This is a genomic window from Pseudolabrys sp. FHR47 (assembly GCF_005153485.1).
GTDB lineage: Bacteria > Pseudomonadota > Alphaproteobacteria > Rhizobiales > Xanthobacteraceae > Pseudolabrys.
Window position 1 is genome coordinate 2,364,240 of record NZ_CP039740.1, and the last position, 17,216, is coordinate 2,381,455.

Annotated in this window: 16 protein-coding genes; 12 read left to right on the forward strand and 4 right to left on the reverse strand. The window is 64.2% G+C overall.

Annotated elements, in window-relative coordinates:
- Position 1: 1 nt before the first annotated feature.
- Positions 2–1,519, reverse strand: a complete 1,518-nt coding sequence (trpE, locus tag E8Q40_RS11680; RefSeq protein ID WP_137044726.1) for an anthranilate synthase component I — start codon at positions 1,517–1,519, stop codon at positions 2–4.
- Between the two features lie 18 nt (positions 1,520–1,537).
- On the reverse strand, positions 1,538–3,463 hold the full coding sequence (locus tag E8Q40_RS11685) for a SurA N-terminal domain-containing protein (protein WP_137044727.1): 1,926 nt from the start codon (positions 3,461–3,463) through the stop codon (positions 1,538–1,540).
- Between the two features lie 188 nt (positions 3,464–3,651).
- Between E8Q40_RS11685 and tpiA the strand changes: the two genes are divergently transcribed.
- Positions 3,652–4,410 (forward strand): triose-phosphate isomerase, encoded by a 759-nt coding sequence (tpiA, locus tag E8Q40_RS11690; protein WP_137044728.1) that lies wholly within the window; start codon positions 3,652–3,654, stop codon positions 4,408–4,410.
- 9 nt (positions 4,411–4,419) lie between these two features.
- On the opposite strand, the gene E8Q40_RS11695 is transcribed toward tpiA, so the two are convergent.
- A complete protein-coding gene (locus tag E8Q40_RS11695; RefSeq protein WP_137044729.1) occupies positions 4,420–5,307 on the reverse strand; it encodes a LysR family transcriptional regulator in 888 nt (295 codons plus the stop codon).
- An 80-nt stretch (positions 5,308–5,387) separates the two neighbouring features.
- Between E8Q40_RS11695 and E8Q40_RS11700 the strand changes: the two genes are divergently transcribed.
- The 7 genes from E8Q40_RS11700 to E8Q40_RS11730 all read left to right on the forward strand — a co-directional run bounded on the left by E8Q40_RS11700 (position 5,388) and on the right by E8Q40_RS11730 (position 12,027).
- Positions 5,388–6,284: a haloalkane dehalogenase gene (locus tag E8Q40_RS11700; protein WP_246662810.1), complete on the forward strand. Its 897-nt coding sequence runs from the start codon at positions 5,388–5,390 to the stop codon at positions 6,282–6,284.
- Between the two features lie 232 nt (positions 6,285–6,516).
- On the forward strand, positions 6,517–6,897 hold the full coding sequence (gene secG / locus E8Q40_RS11705; protein ID WP_137044730.1) for a preprotein translocase subunit SecG: 381 nt from the start codon (positions 6,517–6,519) through the stop codon (positions 6,895–6,897).
- 227 nt (positions 6,898–7,124) lie between these two features.
- Positions 7,125–8,753 (forward strand): CTP synthase, encoded by a 1,629-nt coding sequence (locus E8Q40_RS11710; protein WP_137044731.1) that lies wholly within the window; start codon positions 7,125–7,127, stop codon positions 8,751–8,753.
- Between the two features lie 45 nt (positions 8,754–8,798).
- The gene (locus tag E8Q40_RS11715) at positions 8,799–9,125 is read left to right on the forward strand and encodes an NIPSNAP family protein (RefSeq protein WP_137044732.1); all 327 of its coding nucleotides are present in this window, start codon (positions 8,799–8,801) and stop codon (positions 9,123–9,125) included.
- A gap of 7 nt (positions 9,126–9,132) precedes the next feature.
- Positions 9,133–9,930 carry a VOC family protein gene (locus E8Q40_RS11720; RefSeq protein WP_137044733.1) on the forward strand — a complete coding sequence of 266 codons (798 nt, stop codon included), beginning with the start codon at positions 9,133–9,135 and terminating at the stop codon, positions 9,928–9,930.
- Between the two features lie 56 nt (positions 9,931–9,986).
- On the forward strand, positions 9,987–10,838 hold the full coding sequence (gene kdsA, locus E8Q40_RS11725) for a 3-deoxy-8-phosphooctulonate synthase (protein ID WP_137044734.1): 852 nt from the start codon (positions 9,987–9,989) through the stop codon (positions 10,836–10,838).
- A gap of 25 nt (positions 10,839–10,863) precedes the next feature.
- Positions 10,864–12,027, forward strand: a complete 1,164-nt coding sequence (locus E8Q40_RS11730) for an MFS transporter (RefSeq protein ID WP_137044735.1) — start codon at positions 10,864–10,866, stop codon at positions 12,025–12,027.
- Positions 12,028–12,083: 56 nt separating this feature from the next.
- Here the strand turns inward: E8Q40_RS11730 and queF are convergent, their stop codons facing one another.
- Positions 12,084–12,551, reverse strand: coding sequence for a preQ(1) synthase (gene queF, locus E8Q40_RS11735; protein ID WP_137044736.1), 468 nt, complete (start codon positions 12,549–12,551; stop codon positions 12,084–12,086).
- Between the two features lie 150 nt (positions 12,552–12,701).
- On the opposite strand from queF, the gene eno reads away from it, so the two are divergent.
- From eno to E8Q40_RS11755, 4 genes are all read left to right on the forward strand, one after another.
- A complete protein-coding gene (gene eno, locus E8Q40_RS11740) occupies positions 12,702–13,985 on the forward strand; it encodes a phosphopyruvate hydratase (RefSeq protein ID WP_137044737.1) in 1,284 nt (427 codons plus the stop codon).
- Between the two features lie 71 nt (positions 13,986–14,056).
- A complete protein-coding gene (locus E8Q40_RS11745; protein ID WP_137044738.1) occupies positions 14,057–14,374 on the forward strand; it encodes a septum formation initiator family protein in 318 nt (105 codons plus the stop codon).
- 262 nt (positions 14,375–14,636) lie between these two features.
- Positions 14,637–15,695: a pyruvate dehydrogenase (acetyl-transferring) E1 component subunit alpha gene (pdhA, locus tag E8Q40_RS11750; protein ID WP_137044739.1), complete on the forward strand. Its 1,059-nt coding sequence runs from the start codon at positions 14,637–14,639 to the stop codon at positions 15,693–15,695.
- Positions 15,696–15,797: 102 nt separating this feature from the next.
- On the forward strand, positions 15,798–17,207 hold the full coding sequence (locus tag E8Q40_RS11755) for a pyruvate dehydrogenase complex E1 component subunit beta (protein WP_137044740.1): 1,410 nt from the start codon (positions 15,798–15,800) through the stop codon (positions 17,205–17,207).
- Positions 17,208–17,216 lie beyond the last annotated feature (9 nt).

Sequence of the window (17,216 nt, forward strand, 5' to 3'; positions counted from 1 at the left end):
ACTACTGCCCGCGCTTCGCCGTGCTGGCAAAGCGCCGCGCTTCTTCCGCCGCGCGGAACAGGGCTTTCGCCTTGTTGACGCATTCCTGCTGCTCGGAGGCCGGATTGGAATCGGCGACAATGCCGGCGCCGGCCTGCACATACATCTTGCCGTCCTTCACCAGCGCGGTGCGCAGCACGATGCAGGTGTCCATCTCGCCGGCGGCGGAAAAGTAACCGACACAGCCGGCATAGAGGCCGCGTTTGTCCTTTTCGAGTTCGTCGATGATCTGCATCGCGCGCACCTTGGGCGCGCCAGAGACCGTGCCGGCCGGAAAGCCGGCCGCCAGCGCATCGAGCACATCGTATTTCGGATCGAGCCTGCCCTCGACATTCGACACGATATGCATGACGTGGCTGTAGCGCTCGACGAAGAACTTGTCGGTCACCTTCACGCTGCCGATCGACGACACGCGGCCGACATCGTTGCGGCCGAGGTCGAGCAGCATCAGATGCTCGGCGCATTCCTTCGGGTCGGCGAGGAGTTCTGTCTCGAAAGCCTTGTCCTCGTGGGGTGTCGCCCCACGCGGCCGGGTGCCGGCGATCGGGCGGATGGTGACGACGTCGTTCGACACCTTCACCAGAATTTCCGGGCTCGAGCCCGACACGGCGAAGCTGCCGAAATCGAGGAAGTAGAGATAGGGCGAGGGGTTGGTGCGGCGGAGCGCGCGATAAAGCGAGAATGCCGGCAGCGCGAACGGCGCCTCGAAACGCTGCGCCAGCACGACCTGAAAGATGTCGCCGGCGGCAATGTATTCCTTAGCCTTGCGCACCATGGCGTCGTATTCGGTCGGCGTGGTGTTGGACACCGGCGGCACATCGAGCGGGCCGTCGTCGAATTCGGCGAGCGCTTTGTCGAGCGGACGGTCGAGCGCATCGACCACCGACGACAAGCGCTCGGTCGCGCGCGTCAGCGCCACCTTGGCATCGACGCCTTTTTCGGGCCGCACAGGCGTGACGACGGTAATCGAATCCTTCACCGCATCGAACACCACGACGATGGTCGGCCGCATCATGATGGCGTCGGGAATGCCGACCGGATCCGGTTTGTCCGCTGGCAGTTCCTCGATCAACCGCACCGTGTCGTAGCCGAGATAGCCGAAGACTCCAGCCGCCGGCGGCGGCAGGCCTTCGGGAAGGTCGATGCGGCTTTCGGCAATCAGCGCGCGCAGCGCCGTCAACGGCACCTCGGGACAGGGCGTGAAGGCGTGGGGCTTGCTGCGCGCCGAACGGTTGATTTCGGCTTTGGTGCCGTTGGCGCGCCAGATGAGATCGGGCTCAATGCCAATGATCGAGTGGCGGCCGCGCACGGCGCCGCCTTCGACCGACTCGAGCAGGAAGCTCATCGGCTTGCCGCCACCGAGCTTGAGAAACGCCGACACCGGCGTCTCCAGATCGGCAACGAGGGTGGTCCACACCACCTGCGGCTCGCCCCGATTGTAACGCTCCGCGAAGACGCTTTCGGACGGTTCGATCTGCATTGCGGGCCTGACGGCGTCTTAGTTGCTGGTTGAGCCGCCGACGACCTGGTTGACCGCCTGCTGATTGATCTTCACGCCGAGATCGTTCTCGAGCCGGGCGAGATACTGACCGATGATGTCATCGGCGTAGGAGGCCTGCAGGTTCGCTTTAAGCTGATCGGGGCTGGCACCCTGCGGATTGATCGGCGGCACGTTGATTTCAGTGACGCGGAAGATGTAGCGGCGATCGCCATTATCGCTATCGGCGATGCCGAACTCGTCCTTGCCGACCTTGAATGCGGCATCCGACACTGAGGCGGGGAGGCCGGCCGCGGCTTGGCCGCGCTGCAGACCGAATGCGGTTTCGACCTTCAGGCCGTTCTCGGACGCGAGCTGCGCGAGTGGTATGCCCTCATTGGGTTTGGCGCCCTTGAGTTTGCCGAGCATGTCGGCGGCGGTGGCCTTCAGCCGCTTGGCAAGCTCGTCGGCGCGCCAGCGCGCGATCACCTGATCCTTGACTTCGTCCAGCGTGCGCTCGCGCGAACGCGTGATGCCGGTGACGTCGTAATAAAGGAAGCCGCCGTCCGGCAGTTGCAGCGCCTCGCTGTCCACGCCGACATCGCTGCCGAACACCGCGCCGATCGCATCGGGCGAGCGCGGAATGGCGGCGACCGGGGTGCCGTCGGGCGCGCGGCCGGAGCGGTCGACCGCCTCGATCTCGGTCGCCTTGAGGTTGAGCTTTTTGGCGGTCTCGGCGAGCGTCGCGCCGCCGGCGCGTTCGTCCTCGATCTTGTCGCGCAGATTGTTGATCTCGTTGCGCGCGCGCTGTTCGGCGAGCTGCTGCTTGATCTGCTGCGCAACCTCTTCATAGCTCTTTTGCGAGCCGGGCTCGACCTTGCCGACGCTCACCAACACGGTGCCGAATGTGCCCTTGATCGGGGCGCTGACCTGACCGGTCTGCAGCGTGAACGCCGCATCGGCGACAGCCGGATCGATGATGTCGCGCTTCGTTACCAGACCGAGATTGGTATCGGCGGCATTGAGGCCGCGCTCCTTGACGATGTCGTCGAAGGTCGCACCCTTCTTGATCTTCTCTTCGGCGGCGGCCGCGTCTTCGGCCTTCGGGAAGACGATCTGACGCACTTCACGCTTCTCGGCGACGCCGAAGCTGTCCTTGCGCTGGTCGTAGAAAGCCTTGGCGTCCGCATCCGAAATAGCGTCCGGCTTGGCGAGTTCGGCAGGCGTCAGCGCCAGAAGCGTCACCTTGCGATATTCCGGCGCGCGGAACGTGACCTTGCGCTCGTCGAAGTATTTCGTGAGTTCCTCGGCGCTCGGGTCCGGAATGTTGCCGGCTTGCGCCGCGCCGAGCAGGACGTATTCGATCGATCGGCGTTCGTTCTGATAGCGATTGACCGCATCGATCATGGTCTTTGGCACCGGCAGTTCGCCGCTGATGCTTTGCGCGATCTGCCGCCGCAACAGCACATTGCGCTGCTCGGCGACGTAGCGCTGCTCGCTGAAACCGGCGTTGCGGATGATCTGCTCGAAGCGACCGCGGTCGAACTGGCCGTTGAGGCCCTTGAAGTTCGGATCGTCCATAATGCGGGCGGCGATGGTCTTGTCTGACAGGCCGAGGCGGAGGTTGCGGGCCTCTTCGTCGAACGCGGCTTCCGCCAGCATCTGGCCGAGGAAGCGCTGATCGAGGCCGAGGCCCCGCGCCTGATCCGGCGTGATCGGGCGGCGCAACTGCTGGCCGAGCTGCTGGACCTTGTCGGTATAGAACTGACGGAACTGCTCGATCGAAATGTCGGTGCCGCCGATCTTGGCGACCGAATTGGCGCCGAAGCCGCGGAAGATGTCGCCAATGCCCCAGATGGCAAAGGACAGGATCAGGAAGCCCATGACGACGGCCATCACGGCTTTGCCGAGCCAGGTGGACGTGGCCTTGTGAATACCGCGCAGCATGAGCGTTCCGTCTCGTTCGCAATTCAGGGGAAATCAGAGGCCGGGCCCTTATAGGGATGGGCCCAACTCCTTGCAACGCCAAGGAGAACCTCGAAAAGCGGGGTGTGCGTCGCAAGGACACTATGGCGCAGGCGGGCGGCCTTTGCTAACCGCAGACGGAAATTCGGGCGGAAACAGGGTGATAGACAATGGCGTCGGGACAAATTCGACCGCTGGTCGCGGGCAACTGGAAGATGAACGGGCTCGCGGCCTCGATGAGCGAACTCGACAGCATGAAAAAAGGCGCGGCCGAACTGGCCGGCAAGGCCGACCTCATGATCTGTCCGCCGGCGACGCTGATCGCGCAGTTCAACTGGGCGACCAAGGATTCGAGCCTGATGATCGGGGGCCAAGACTGCCACGCCAAGGTGTCCGGCGCGCATACGGGTGATATCGCCGCGGAAATGCTGGCCGATGCCGGCGCCAAGGCGGTGATTGTCGGTCACTCCGAGCGCCGTACCGATCACAAGGAGAGCAATGCCGAGGTGAAGGCCAAGGCCGAAGCGGCCTGGCGTGCCGGGCTCACGGCCATCGTCTGCGTCGGCGAACAGCGCGCCGAACGCGAGGCGGGCAAAACGCTTGCGGTCGTTGGCGACCAGCTTGCCGGTTCGCTCCCCGATGGCGCGACCGCCGCCAATCTGGTCGTGGCCTATGAGCCGGTCTGGGCCATCGGCACCGGCCTGACCCCAACCCCGGCCGATGTCGCCGAGGTCCATGCCTTCATCCGCAAGACGCTGACCGGCCGCTTCGGCGCGGCGGGGGAGGGCGTGCGCATTCTCTACGGCGGGTCCGTGAAACCGTCGAATGCCGGCGAGTTGCTGACCATTGCCGATGTCAACGGCGCCCTGGTCGGCGGAGCGAGCTTGAAGGCCGCCGATTTCCTAGGAATTGCAGGCGTTTACCGGTAGCGTAAAGAGCTAACGGCCTTCGAACAGCGCCCGGTCACGGCGGAAAAGATCGACCAGATAGTCGGTCACGACGCTCGCCGGAGGCGTGCGACGAACGTCGCCGCGGGTGAGCAGCCAAAGCTCCCGGTCGGGCGGCTTCTGTGGCAGTGCGAGACGCACCAGCGTCGGTTCGGTCGCGGCAAGAAAGTGCGGCAGGACCGCGATACCAAGGCCGGCGCAGGCTGCTGCAAACTGGCCGGTTTGATAATTGCTCCGGAATCCAATCCGAACGCCGCGAAACCGCTGGGCCAGCCAGCGCGCTTCGGGAAATTGCGCGCCGGCTTCATCGAAGCCAATGAGGACAGGCGTCGCACCGTCAAGCAACCGGTCGCGCCATTCCGGGCTGCCGTAATATCCGTACTCGACCTTGGCGACGCGACGTCCAAGAATGCCGCCACGCTCCGGCCGGCCGAGCCGTAGCGCGATGTCCGACTGGTGGCGCGGCAGGCTGACGCGGGAGCGCTCAGTGGTCACTTCGAAGTCGAGCGCGGGATGCATCTCCTGCAACGGCTTGAGCCTCGCGATCACGTAGCCGGCGACGCTCGGCGTTGCCGTCATGCGCACCATGCCGGCCAGGGCAGGCGCTCCCTGCACCTGCTGCAGCATCGCGGCGGAATGCTCCATGGCGCTGGCGACTTCGAGAGCTTGCCGCCCGGCGGCCGTCAGCTTGTAGCCGGTCGGACGCCGCTCCAGCAGCTTGGTGCCCAGTGTTTGTTCGAGATTGGCGAAGCGCCGCGCGACCGTTGCGTGATTGACGGCCAGCGCGCGAGCCGTCGCCGAAAGGCTGCCGTGGCGCGCCAGCGCCGCAAAGACGCGAACGTCGCTCCAGTCCAGCCCTGTGCGAAAACGATCAGCCATTGATCGAAGTTAGCGAATTCCTGCGCAGCCGGCGAGCCCTTATCGCTTTGACTCGGGTGGCAAGATCGCGCCCGTAAACATTGGGTAAAACGATGACAAATATCAGTGCGCAAGATCCGCATCCCCGCCGCCGTGTGCGGGTCGCGGGGACGGAGATCAGCTACGCCGAGGTCGGCGAGGGCGACCCGATCGTCTTTCTTCACGGCAATCCCACATCGTCCTACCTCTGGCGCAACATCATCCCGCATGTCAGCGACCTCGGACGCTGTCTTGCACCGGATTTGGTCGGCATGGGGCGGTCGGGGCCTTCGCCGACCGGGACCTATCGCTTCGCCGATCACGCGGCTTGTCTCGATGCGTGGTTTGAAGCGCTCGGGCTCACACACAACGTGACGCTGGTGCTTCACGACTGGGGCTCCGCCCTCGGCTTCAATCGCGCCGCGCGGTTTCCCGAACAGGTCCGCGCCATCGCCTACATGGAGGCCATCGTGCAGCCGCGGCGCTGGAGTGACTTCCCGGACGGTCGCGACCAGATTTTCCGTGCGCTGCGATCGGACAAGGGCGAGCAGATGGCGCTCGACGACAATTTCTTCGTCGAGACGGTGTTACCGAAAAGCGTCCTGCGCAGCCTGAGCGAAGAGGAGATGGCGGCATATCGTCAGCCATTTCTGCTGCGTGAAAATCGTCGACCGACGCTCGAATGGCCGCGTCAGCTTCCGATCGACGGCGAGCCGGGCGATGTCGTGGCGGTCGTCGAGCAGTACAGTTCCTGGCTGGCGACGGCGCCGGTTCCCAAGCTCTTCATCAACGCGGAGCCTGGGGCGCTTATTACGGGACGGGCGCGGCAATACTGCCGGACCTGGCCCAACCAGCGTGAGGTGACGGTCAAGGGTAGCCATTACGTCCAGGAGGACTCGCCGGCGGAAATTGGCGAGGCCCTGCGGGCGTTTCTGCTGGAGTTCCGGACCGAACACTGAGCCGCCGGCAGGGCGGCGCCGGCTGGGACCCCACGGTTCCGGCCGGATAACCGGTGGGTGGCCGGAAAAAGGGGATTCTTGAGCCATTGCCGCGATTTACTGCGGGCAGGGTGGAAATCGCCGGCGCGATCGTGTAGAGACCGCCGCGAATTCCTATATGACGGGCGATAAGCGCCGGAATGGCAGCTTGGCCGGCCGGCTATGAACCGATTTTGCGAACGGACGTCTTGAGATGCAGCACGTAATCATTGTCATCCACCTGATGCTGGTGCTCGCCCTGATTGGCGTGGTGCTGCTGCAGCGCTCCGAAGGCGGCGGCCTCGGTATCGGCGGCGGGGGCGGCAACTTCATGTCCAGCCGCGGCACCACCAACGTCCTGACCCGCACGACGGCGATTCTGGCCGGCCTGTTTTTCGCGACCAGCCTGATCCTGTCGATCGTCGCCGGCATGAACCGGGCGCCGACCTCGATCCTGCAGGGCAATACGTCCGCTCCAGCCAGTGCGCCGGGCTCGGCCCCGCCGCTCGGCGGCGGCAGCGGTGGCCTGCTCAACCAGCTTGGCGGCGGCCAGCCGGCCACGCCTTCGGGACCCCAGGTCCCGCAATCGAAATAGCCGCTGCAGAAGGGCCGGAAAATCCGGCCCTTCTCAGTTTGGCGGCCATGAATGCGGACATCAAACGTTCAAACGGCGCGGCCATGGTCCGCGCCAATATTCGGCATGAAAGAACCGATGCAAGAGCTTCCGATTTCACGAGTTTTTCACGCTACGCACAGGCGCAAGGCAGCTAGCCGCATTTCGCTCTCCCCGAATCGATTCGCGGCGTCTAGAGGTTAGGCCCCATGGCGCGGTACATCTTCATCACCGGCGGCGTGGTGTCCTCCCTCGGCAAAGGTCTCGCATCGGCGGCGCTCGGCGCGACGCTGCAGGCTCGAGGCTACAAGGTCCGCCTCCGCAAACTCGACCCCTATCTCAACGTCGATCCGGGCACGATGTCGCCGTATCAGCACGGCGAGGTTTTCGTCACCGACGACGGCGCCGAGACCGATCTCGATCTCGGGCACTATGAGCGTTTCACTGGGGTTCCGGCGACGCGGCAGGACAACATCACCACGGGCCGCATCTACCAGGACATCCTGACCAAGGAGCGGCGCGGCGACTATCTCGGCGCCACCATCCAGGTCATCCCGCACGTCACCAACGCCATCAAGGACTTCGTCCGCGACGGCAATGACGGCTACGATTTCGTGCTGGTGGAGGTCGGCGGCACCGTCGGCGACATCGAGGGCCTGCCGTTCTTCGAGGCGATCCGCCAGTTCGGCAACGACATGCCGCGTGGACATTGCATCTACATCCACCTGACGCTGCTCCCCTTCATCCCAAGCGCCGGCGAACTCAAGACCAAGCCGACGCAGCATTCGGTCAAGGAGCTGCGCTCGATCGGCATCCAGCCCGATATTCTGTTGTGCCGCACCGACCGGCCGATTCCGGAAGGCGAGCGGCGCAAGCTCGCCCTGTTCTGCAACGTGCGCGAAAGCGCCGTGATCGAAGCGCGCGATGTCGACAATATTTACGCCGTGCCGGAAGCCTATTCGGCCGAGGGCCTCGACCATGAGGTGCTGGCCGCCTTAGGGATCGAGGACAAGGCAGCGCCGAACCTCGCACGGTGGCACGAGATCAACGAGCGCGTTCGCAATCCGGAAGGCGAGGTGACCATCGCCATCGTCGGCAAGTACACCGGCATGAAGGACGCCTACAAGTCGCTCAACGAGGCGCTCACTCATGGCGGCATCGCCAACAAGGTGAAGGTCAATCTCGAGTGGATCGAGTCCGACGTGTTCGAGCACGAGGACCCGGCGCCGTTCCTCGAGCAGGTCAACGGCATCCTGGTGCCTGGTGGCTTCGGCCAGCGCGGCGCCGAAGGCAAGATCCGCGCGGCGCAGTTCGCGCGCGAGCGTAGTGTGCCGTATTTTGGCATCTGCTTCGGCATGCAGATGGCTTGCATCGAAGCGGCGCGAAACCTGTGCGGCATTACGGACGCCAACTCGACCGAATTCGGCCCGACGAAAGAGCCTGTGGTCGGCCTGATGACCGAATGGCTCAAGGGCAACGAACTGCAGAAGCGCGCCGCCAGCGGCGACCTTGGCGGCACAATGCGGCTCGGCGCTTATCATGCCACTTTAACGCGGGGTAGCCGCGTGGCGCAGATTTATGGCGCGACGGAAATTTCCGAACGCCACCGCCACCGCTACGAAGTCAACACCGCTTACAAAGGCCGGCTTGAGCAGCACGGCCTGCGCTTCTCCGGCATGTCACCTGACGGTGTGCTGCCCGAGATCGTCGAATACGAGGACCATCCCTGGTTCATCGGCGTGCAGTTCCACCCCGAACTGAAATCGCGTCCGTTTGAGCCGCACCCGCTGTTCTCGTCCTTCATCGGTGCGGCGGTGGATCAGAGTCGGTTGGTGTAATTCAGGCGCGAAAGCCGCCGCATATAACAATCAGGAGGGGCGCACTTGATTTACGAACTGCGCATCTACCGCTGCATTCCGGGCCGCCTGCCGGCGCTGCTCAAGCGTTTCGAGACCGCTACGCTGAAGCTCTGGGACAAGCACGGCATCAAGCAGGCCGGTTTCTGGACAACGCTGATCGGCGAATCCAACATGGAACTGACCTACATGCTCAAGTGGGAATCGCTGGCCGACCGCGAGAAGCGCTGGGACGCGTTCATGTCTGACCCGGAGTGGATCAAGGCACGCGCCGAATCCGAAAAGGATGGGCTGATCGTCGCCAATATCGCCAGCAGCTTCCTCACGCCGACGGCCTTCTCGGCGGCGAAGTAGCGGCGCGATGCCGCGCGGCCTCGATCACATTGTCCATGCCGTCCGCGACCTCGAAGCCGCGGCGGCGTGCTATCGGGAACTAGGCTTCACCATCGGCGCGCGCAACCGGCATCCGTGGGGCACGCATAACCACATCGTCCAGTTTCCGGGCTTCTTCATCGAGCTGCTGACGCTTGCCGAGCCGGACAAGCTTTCCGGCGACGTATTTTCGGAGAACTTCGGCATCTACAATCGCGATTTCGCTGCGCGTCACGAAGGTCTGTCGATGCTGGTGCTGGAATCCAAGGATTCCGCCGGCGACGTCGCTGCCTTCGAAGCCGCGGGCATTGCCGCATCGGGCTCGGTTCGTTTCGACCGCGAGGGCATACGTCCGGACGGTTCGCCGGTGCATGTCGCGTTCTCGCTCGCTTTCGCCAGGGACACGGCAGCGCCGCAGGTTGGCTTCTTCACCTGCCAGCAGCATTATCCCGAGAATTTCTGGAATCCAGCATTCCAGACGCACGGCAATGGTGCGACCGGCATTGCAGCTGTTGTCGTAGTGGCGGACGAGCCGGAACGGCATCGCGACTTTCTGCTCGCTTATACCGGCGCGGACGATGTCACCCCGGACGGCAACGGCTTTTCGATTACCTTGCCGCGCGGCGCTATCGAGGTGATGACGCCCGACGTCTACACCGCGCAAACCGGCCTCGCGGCGCCGGATACGGGAAGCGGCCCGAGGCTCGCCGCAATGCGTTTCACCGCGGCCGGCCTATCTCCGCGGAACGTGTCGACGCTCGGCGCAGGGCTTATATTCGCGCCCTAGTCATTGACCCCGACCGGCCCTGGCCTCATGGTCCGCACGCATCAGGACGAGATCCTTTGAACCAGACGCTCAAGCCCAATCCCGTTGTAACCGTGGGCGCCGTACGCTTTGGTAATGAGCTGCCGCTGGCGCTGATCGCTGGGCCGTGCCAGCTCGAAAGCCGCGCGCACGCGCTGGAGATGGCGTCGGCGCTGAAGGAGATCGCCGCGCGGGTCGGCATCGGTCTCGTTTTCAAGACCTCCTTCGACAAGGCCAACCGCACCTCGGCTTCCGCTGCGCGGGGCGTCGGGCTCGAGGCCGCGCTGCCGGTCTTTGCGGAAATCCGCGAGACGCTCGGCCTGCCGGTGCTCACCGACGTCCATGACGCCGAGCAGTGCGCCGCCGCGGCGCAGGCCGTGGACGTGCTGCAAATTCCGGCCTTCCTGTGCCGCCAGACCGATCTCCTCATTGCCGCGGCCAGGACCGGCCGCGTCGTGAACGTGAAGAAGGGTCAGTTCCTCGCGCCCTGGGATATGAAGAACGTCGTCGCCAAACTGACCGGCGCTGGCAACGCTAATGTGCTGCTCACCGAGCGCGGCGCATCGTTTGGCTACAACACGCTAGTCTCCGACATGCGTTCGCTGCCGATCATGCAGCGCACCGGCGCGCCGGTGATCTTCGATGCCACGCATTCGGTGCAGCAGCCGGGCGGGCAGGGCACCTCATCCGGCGGCGAGCGCGAATTCGTGCCGGTGCTGGCGCGCGCCGCGGTCGCCGTCGGCGTTGCCGGCGTGTTCATCGAGACCCATCAGGACCCGGACCACGCGCCGTCGGACGGCCCCAACATGGTGCCGCTCAAGGACATGGAGGCGCTGCTGACGCGACTCGTCGCCTTCGATCGTCTGGCAAAAGCGGGCGGGCCGGTCTGACGCGCCGAGCGCTCCTGGAAGTACGATGAACCCCGTCCTCACCGTCCTTGCCTTCGTCGTCTTCGCAAGCTCAATGTTCTCGCGCGCGATCGATCCGATCGTGCCGCAGATCGCCGACGGTCTTGGCACCGACGCCGCGACCGCAGCACTGTTGTCGACGGCCTACGCGCTGCCACTCGCGATCGTTCAGCCGGTGCTCGGCGCGCTCGCGGACATGTTCAACAAGACCAGGCTCATCCTGATCTGCCTCGCTATCGTCGCGGCGGCGACGATAGCAGGCGCGCTGGTTACCAGCTTTCCTCTGATGGTGGCGAGCCGCGTGCTGACCGGCATCGGTGCCGGCGGTTTGGTGCCAATTGCGTTTGCTGTTCTCGGCGATCTGGTGCCGGTGAAGGATCGTCAGGTGGCGATGGGGCGTCTCCTGTTCGCGATCATGTCCGGCAACCTGCTTGGCGCCACCGCCTCCGGCGCTATCGGCGACCTGTTCGGCTGGCGCGCGGTGTTCATCGTTATGGCCGTCGTCGGCTGCGGTGTGCTCGTATTGGGCGTTATTTCGCTGCGCGGCGTCGGCCAGCGCGGCGGCGGTTTCAGCCTGTCGGCCATGCAGTCCGGCTACCGGTCGATCTTCGCCAATCGTTTGGCCAAATTCTGTTTCGGCGCGGTCTTTGTCGAAGGCGCGCTGATGTACGGCGTCTTCCCGCATCTGGCGGCGCTGTTTCACGACATGGGCGAAACCCGCGCCTCGATCCCCGGCATCGTCATTGGCGGTTTCGCCATCGGCGGTGTGATCTACAGCCTGCGGGTCGGCTTCCTGCTGCGCATCTTCGGCGAGAACTGGATGATGCGGATCGGCGGGCTGCTGATGGGCTTGACCATCGCCTTCATCGCGCTGCGCGCGCCGTGGCAGGCCGACGTCGTGGATTTCGCGGTGCTGGGGTTGGCCTTCTATATGCTGCATGGCGTGATCCAGATCTACGCCAGCGAACTGGCGCCGGCCGCGCGCGGCTCGGCGATGGCGCTGCATTCATTCTTCTATTTTCTCGGACAGGCGGCCGGACCGGCGATCTATGCGGTCGGTTTCGGAAGCATCGGTGTGACGCCGACGCTGATGGTCAGCGGCGTGATGCTCGTCATCAATGGGGCCGTTGCCGGACACTTTCTGCGCCGGTCTGCACAGAGCGCGACTTGATTTCTTTTGTCGCGTTTCCGGACGGCGAACCGGTTTCCACTTCGCCTGGAAACGCTCTAGCCGCGTCCGCGATAGGGCGCGACACCCTGATCCGGCACCCAGACACCGGACGGCAGCTTGCCGGTTTGCCAGAACACGTCGATCGGCATGCCGCCGCGCGGATAGAAATAACCGCCGATGCGGAGCCAGCGTGGCGCCAGAAGGTCTTTAAGACGCTTGCCGATGCTCACCGTGCAGTCTTCGTGAAAGGAGCCGACATTGCGGAAGCTGTTGAGGTACAGCTTGAGCGATTTCGACTCCACCAGCCACTTGTTCGGCACATAGTCGATAACCAGGATGGCGAAGTCCGGCTGGCCGGTGACCGGACAGATCGAGGTGAATTCCGGCATCGTGAAGCGGGCGATATAGTTCGTGTCGGCGTGCGGATTGGGCACGCGGTCGAGCTTGGCCGCCTCCGGGGAGGTCGGCTGCCCGACGGATTGCCCCAGTTGAAGGGGCTTGGTCGATGATTTCTTTTTCGCCATATCCAATCTCGCTTTGGGCTGTCATTGCCGGGCCATGATCGGGTGGTCAAGGGGAAGGCCTGCCGGCGCGGCGCGAGGCCCCTTTGCCGACCGGGGACCTATCCTGTAGAAGCCCGCCAAATCGTCCCTCCAGCTGACCGGAAGCTCTCCATGACCGCCATTATCGACATCGTTGGCCGCCAGATTCTCGACAGCCGCGGCAATCCGACCGTGGAAGTCGACGTGATGCTGGAGGACGGCTCGCTCGGCCGTGCCGCGGTCCCGTCCGGCGCCTCGACCGGCGCCCATGAGGCGGTGGAGCTGCGCGACGGTGACAAGAGCCGCTATCTCGGCAAGGGCGTCACCAAGGCCATCGCCGCCGTAAATGGCGAGATATTTGACGCCATCGGCGGCATGGACGCCGAGGACCAGGCGCAAGTCGACGAGACCCTCATCGCTCTCGACGGCACCGCCAACAAGAGCCGTCTCGGCGCCAATGCGCTGCTCGGCGTCTCGCTGGCCACCGCCAAGGCGGCGGCGCTCGCCTGCGATCTGCCGCTCTACCGCTATGTCGGCGGCACCGCCGCGCGGCTGCTGCCAGTGCCGATGATGAACATCGTCAATGGCGGCGCCCACGCCGACAACCCGATCGACTTTCAGGAATTCATGATCATGCCGGTCGGCGCACCGGATTTCGCCGAAGGTCTGCGCATGGGCGTCGAAGTGTTCCAGACGCTGAAAAAGGCGCTGCACGACGAAGGCCACAACACCAATGTCGGCGATGAAGGCGGCTTTGCGCCGAACCTGAAATCGGCCGAGCAGGCGCTCGATTACGTGATGAAGGCCATCGAGAAGGCCGGCTACAAGCCCGGCACCGACATCGCGCTGGCGCTGGATTGCGCCTCGACGGAGTTCTTCAAGAACGGCGCCTATGTCTACGAAGGCGAGGGCAAGACCCGTTCGATCGCCGAGCAGGCCAAGTATCTCGCCAAGCTGGTTGGCGACTATCCGATCGTATCGATCGAGGACGGCATGTCGGAAGACGATTTCGACGGCTGGAAGCAGGTCACGGATCTCATCGGCAGCAAGTGCCAGCTTGTTGGCGACGACCTGTTCGTGACCAACGTGACGCGTCTGTCCGACGGCATCAAAAAGGGCCTCGGCAACTCGATCCTGGTCAAGGTCAACCAGATCGGCACGCTCACGGAGACGCTGGCCGCGGTCGAGATGGCCCACAAGGCCGGCTATACCGCGGTGATGTCGCACCGCTCCGGCGAGACCGAGGATTCGACCATCGCCGACCTCGCGGTCGCGACCAATTGCGGTCAGATCAAGACCGGCTCGCTCGCACGCTCCGATCGTACCGCCAAGTACAACCAGCTCCTGCGCATCGAGGAACAGCTCGGACCCCAGGCGCAGTATGCCGGAAAGGCCGCGCTCAAGGCGGCCCGATAGGCTTTCGGATGGCGAAGGCGGAAGGCGGGTCTTAAACGTAGCCTTAACGCCATTGCGGCATTTTGCCCGCCATGGTTTCGCACCGTCGCCGCCACGCCATCCTGACCGTGATCGGTCTCTACCTGTTTGCCGCCGCCTTTATCGGCTACTTCGCCGTGAACGCCTTTACCGGCAGTCGCGGCCTGCGCGCGCAGCAGGAGATCGAGCAGCAACTCGCCCTGATGCAAAAGGAACTGGCCGAGATCAGGGGCGAGAAGGCCCTGTGGGAACGGCGGGTGGCGCTGCTGCGCGCCGACAAGATCGATCCCGACATGCTGGACGAACGCGCCCGCGCCCTGATCGGGTTTACCGATCCGCGCGATGTGACCCTCCTGCTCACGCCGCGCTGACGGCGAATTTCGACAAGCGAAAAACCTCCGGCGCTATTGTGCGCTGCATTGCAGCGGCGGGCCCCAGCCGCTTCCGCGTCCCCCTAATTTGGGCTATTTGAACAGACAGGGATTAGGCGGGGCCACCAAGAACAGCCGGGGTTTTTCGGCACCGCGCACGAATCCGGCGCGGCGTTGCCTTTTTTTGAAAAGATCGTGCGTCGGCAAAATGTTAGGACCAGTTCTGCCAAGGCCGTAAAGGCCAGTCGTCTAGGGAGTCTCCATGCCGGCTGTTTCCGCAGCATCCTCCAGCAGCAAGGCTGCCAGCACCAAATCCGATGGTGCAAAATCCGACTCGCCGGGCCCGGTAACGCCCATCGTCGAGTTCTCCAAGGCTCAGGATCTCTCGGCCTACAAGACCATGCTGACGATCCGCCGCTTCGAGGAGAAGGCGGGCCAGCTTTACGGCATGGGTCTCATCGGCGGTTTCTGCCATCTCTATATCGGCCAGGAAGCCGTCGTCGTCGGCATGCAGATGGCGCTGAAGGACGGCGACCAGGTCATCACCGGCTATCGCGATCACGGCCACATGCTCGCCACCGGCATGGAAGCCAAGGGTGTCATGGCCGAACTCACCGGCCGTACCCATGGCTACTCCAAGGGCAAGGGCGGCTCGATGCACATGTTCTCGAAGGAGAAGGGGTTCTTCGGGGGACACGGTATTGTCGGCGCACAGGTGCCGCTGGGTACGGGTCTGGCTTTCGCCAACCGCTATCGCGGCAACGACAACGTCTCGATCACCTATTTCGGCGACGGCGCTGCCAACCAGGGGCAGGTGTACGAGAGCTTCAATATGGCCGAGCTCTGGAAGTTGCCGGTCGTTTACGTCATCGAGAACAACCGCTACGCCATGGGCACCGCGGTCAACCGTGCCTCGGCGCAGGCGGACTTCTCCAAGCGCGGCGTCTCGTTCAACATTCCGGGCGAACAGGTCGATGGCATGGATGTGCGTGCCGTGAAGGCCGCCGGCGACAAAGCTGTGGCCTGGTGCCGCGCCGGCAAGGGTCCCTACATTCTCGAGATGCTCACGTATCGCTATCGCGGTCACTCGATGTCCGACCCGGCGAAGTACCGCACGCGCGAGGAAGTCGACAAGGTGCGCACGACGCACGATCCGATCGACATGGTGCGCAACCGCATCATCGAGAAGAAGTTCGCGACCGAGGACGAGTTGAAGAAGATCGACGCCGAGGTGCGCGATTACGTCAACGACTCGGCCGAGTTTGCCACGCACGATCCCGAGCCGGATGTCTCCGAGCTCTACACCGATATTTACCGATAAGCGCGCATGATCCCGAAAAGTGGAAGCCGGTTTTCGGATAAGATCATGCGCATAGAAAAAAGCGCGGCCTAGTTAGAGCTTCGATCAGGACACCAGTCGCCCATGCCGACCGACATTCTCATGCCTGCGCTTTCACCCACGATGGAGAAGGGTAACCTTGCCAAGTGGCTGAAGAAGGAGGGCGACCAGATCAAATCCGGCGACATCATCGCCGAGATCGAGACCGACAAGGCGACCATGGAAGTGGAAGCTGCCGACGAAGGCACGCTCGGTAAAATTCTGGTGCCGGAGGGCACCCAGGACGTCGCCGTGAATACCCCGATCGCCGTCATCCTCAGCGATGGCGAGAAGGCCGGCGACATCAAGGCTTCTGCGCCGAAGGCGGAAAAGCCGGCCGCGCAGCAGAAGGCTGCCGAGAGCGCGCCGCCTGCCGCCGCGGAGAAAGCCGTGCCGCAGTCGAAGCCTGAAACCGCGCTGGCGCCGCCGCCCGTGCAGCCCGCCAACGATCCTTCCATCCCCGAAGGCACCGAGATGGTGCAGATGACGATGCGCGAAGCCCTGCGCGACGCCATGGCCGAGGAAATGCGCGCCGACAAGGACGTCTTCGTGATGGGCGAAGAAGTCGCGGAATATCAGGGCGCCTACAAGGTCACGCAGGGCCTGCTGCAGGAGTTCGGCGACAAGCGCGTCATCGATACGCCGATTACCGAACACGGCTTTGCTGGTCTCGGCGTCGGCGCGGCGCTCGCCGGCCTCAAGCCCATCGTCGAATTCATGACCTGGAATTTCGCCATGCAGGCGATCGACCAGATCATCAACTCCGCCGCCAAGACGCTCTACATGTCGGGCGGCCAGATGGGCGCGCAGATCGTGTTCCGCGGGCCGAACGGCGCCGCCGCGCGCGTGGCCGCGCAACACAGCCAGGACTATTCGGCCTGGTACTCGCACATTCCGGGCCTGCGCGTGATTTCGCCGTCGAACCCGGCGGACGCCAAGGGCCTGCTGAAGGCCGCGATCCGCGATCCGAACCCGGTCGTCTTCCTCGAGAACGAAATTCTCTACGGCCAGTCCGGCCCGGTGCCGAAGCTCGACGATTTCGTGCTGCCGATCGGCAAGGCGCGCATCGCGCGCGCCGGCAAGGACGTGACCATCGTGTCGTGGTCGATGGGCATGCGTTACGCGCTCGAAGCCGCCGAGACTTTGGCGAAGGAGGGCATCGACGCCGAAGTCATCGACCTGCGCACCCTCAAGCCGATGGACACCGAGACCATCATCGAGTCGGTCAAGAAGACCGGCCGCGTCGTCACGGTGGAAGAGGGCTGGGCGCAGTCCGGCGTCGGCGCCGAGATCGCGGCGCGCGTCATGGAGCAGGCCTTCGACTATCTCGATGCGCCGGTCGCGCGCGTCACCGGCAAGGAAGTGCCGATGCCTTACGCCGCCAACCTCGAGAAGCTTGCGCTGCCGTCGGCGGCGGAAGTCGTCGAGGCCGCCAAATCCGTTAGCTACAAATAAGTCCCGGTA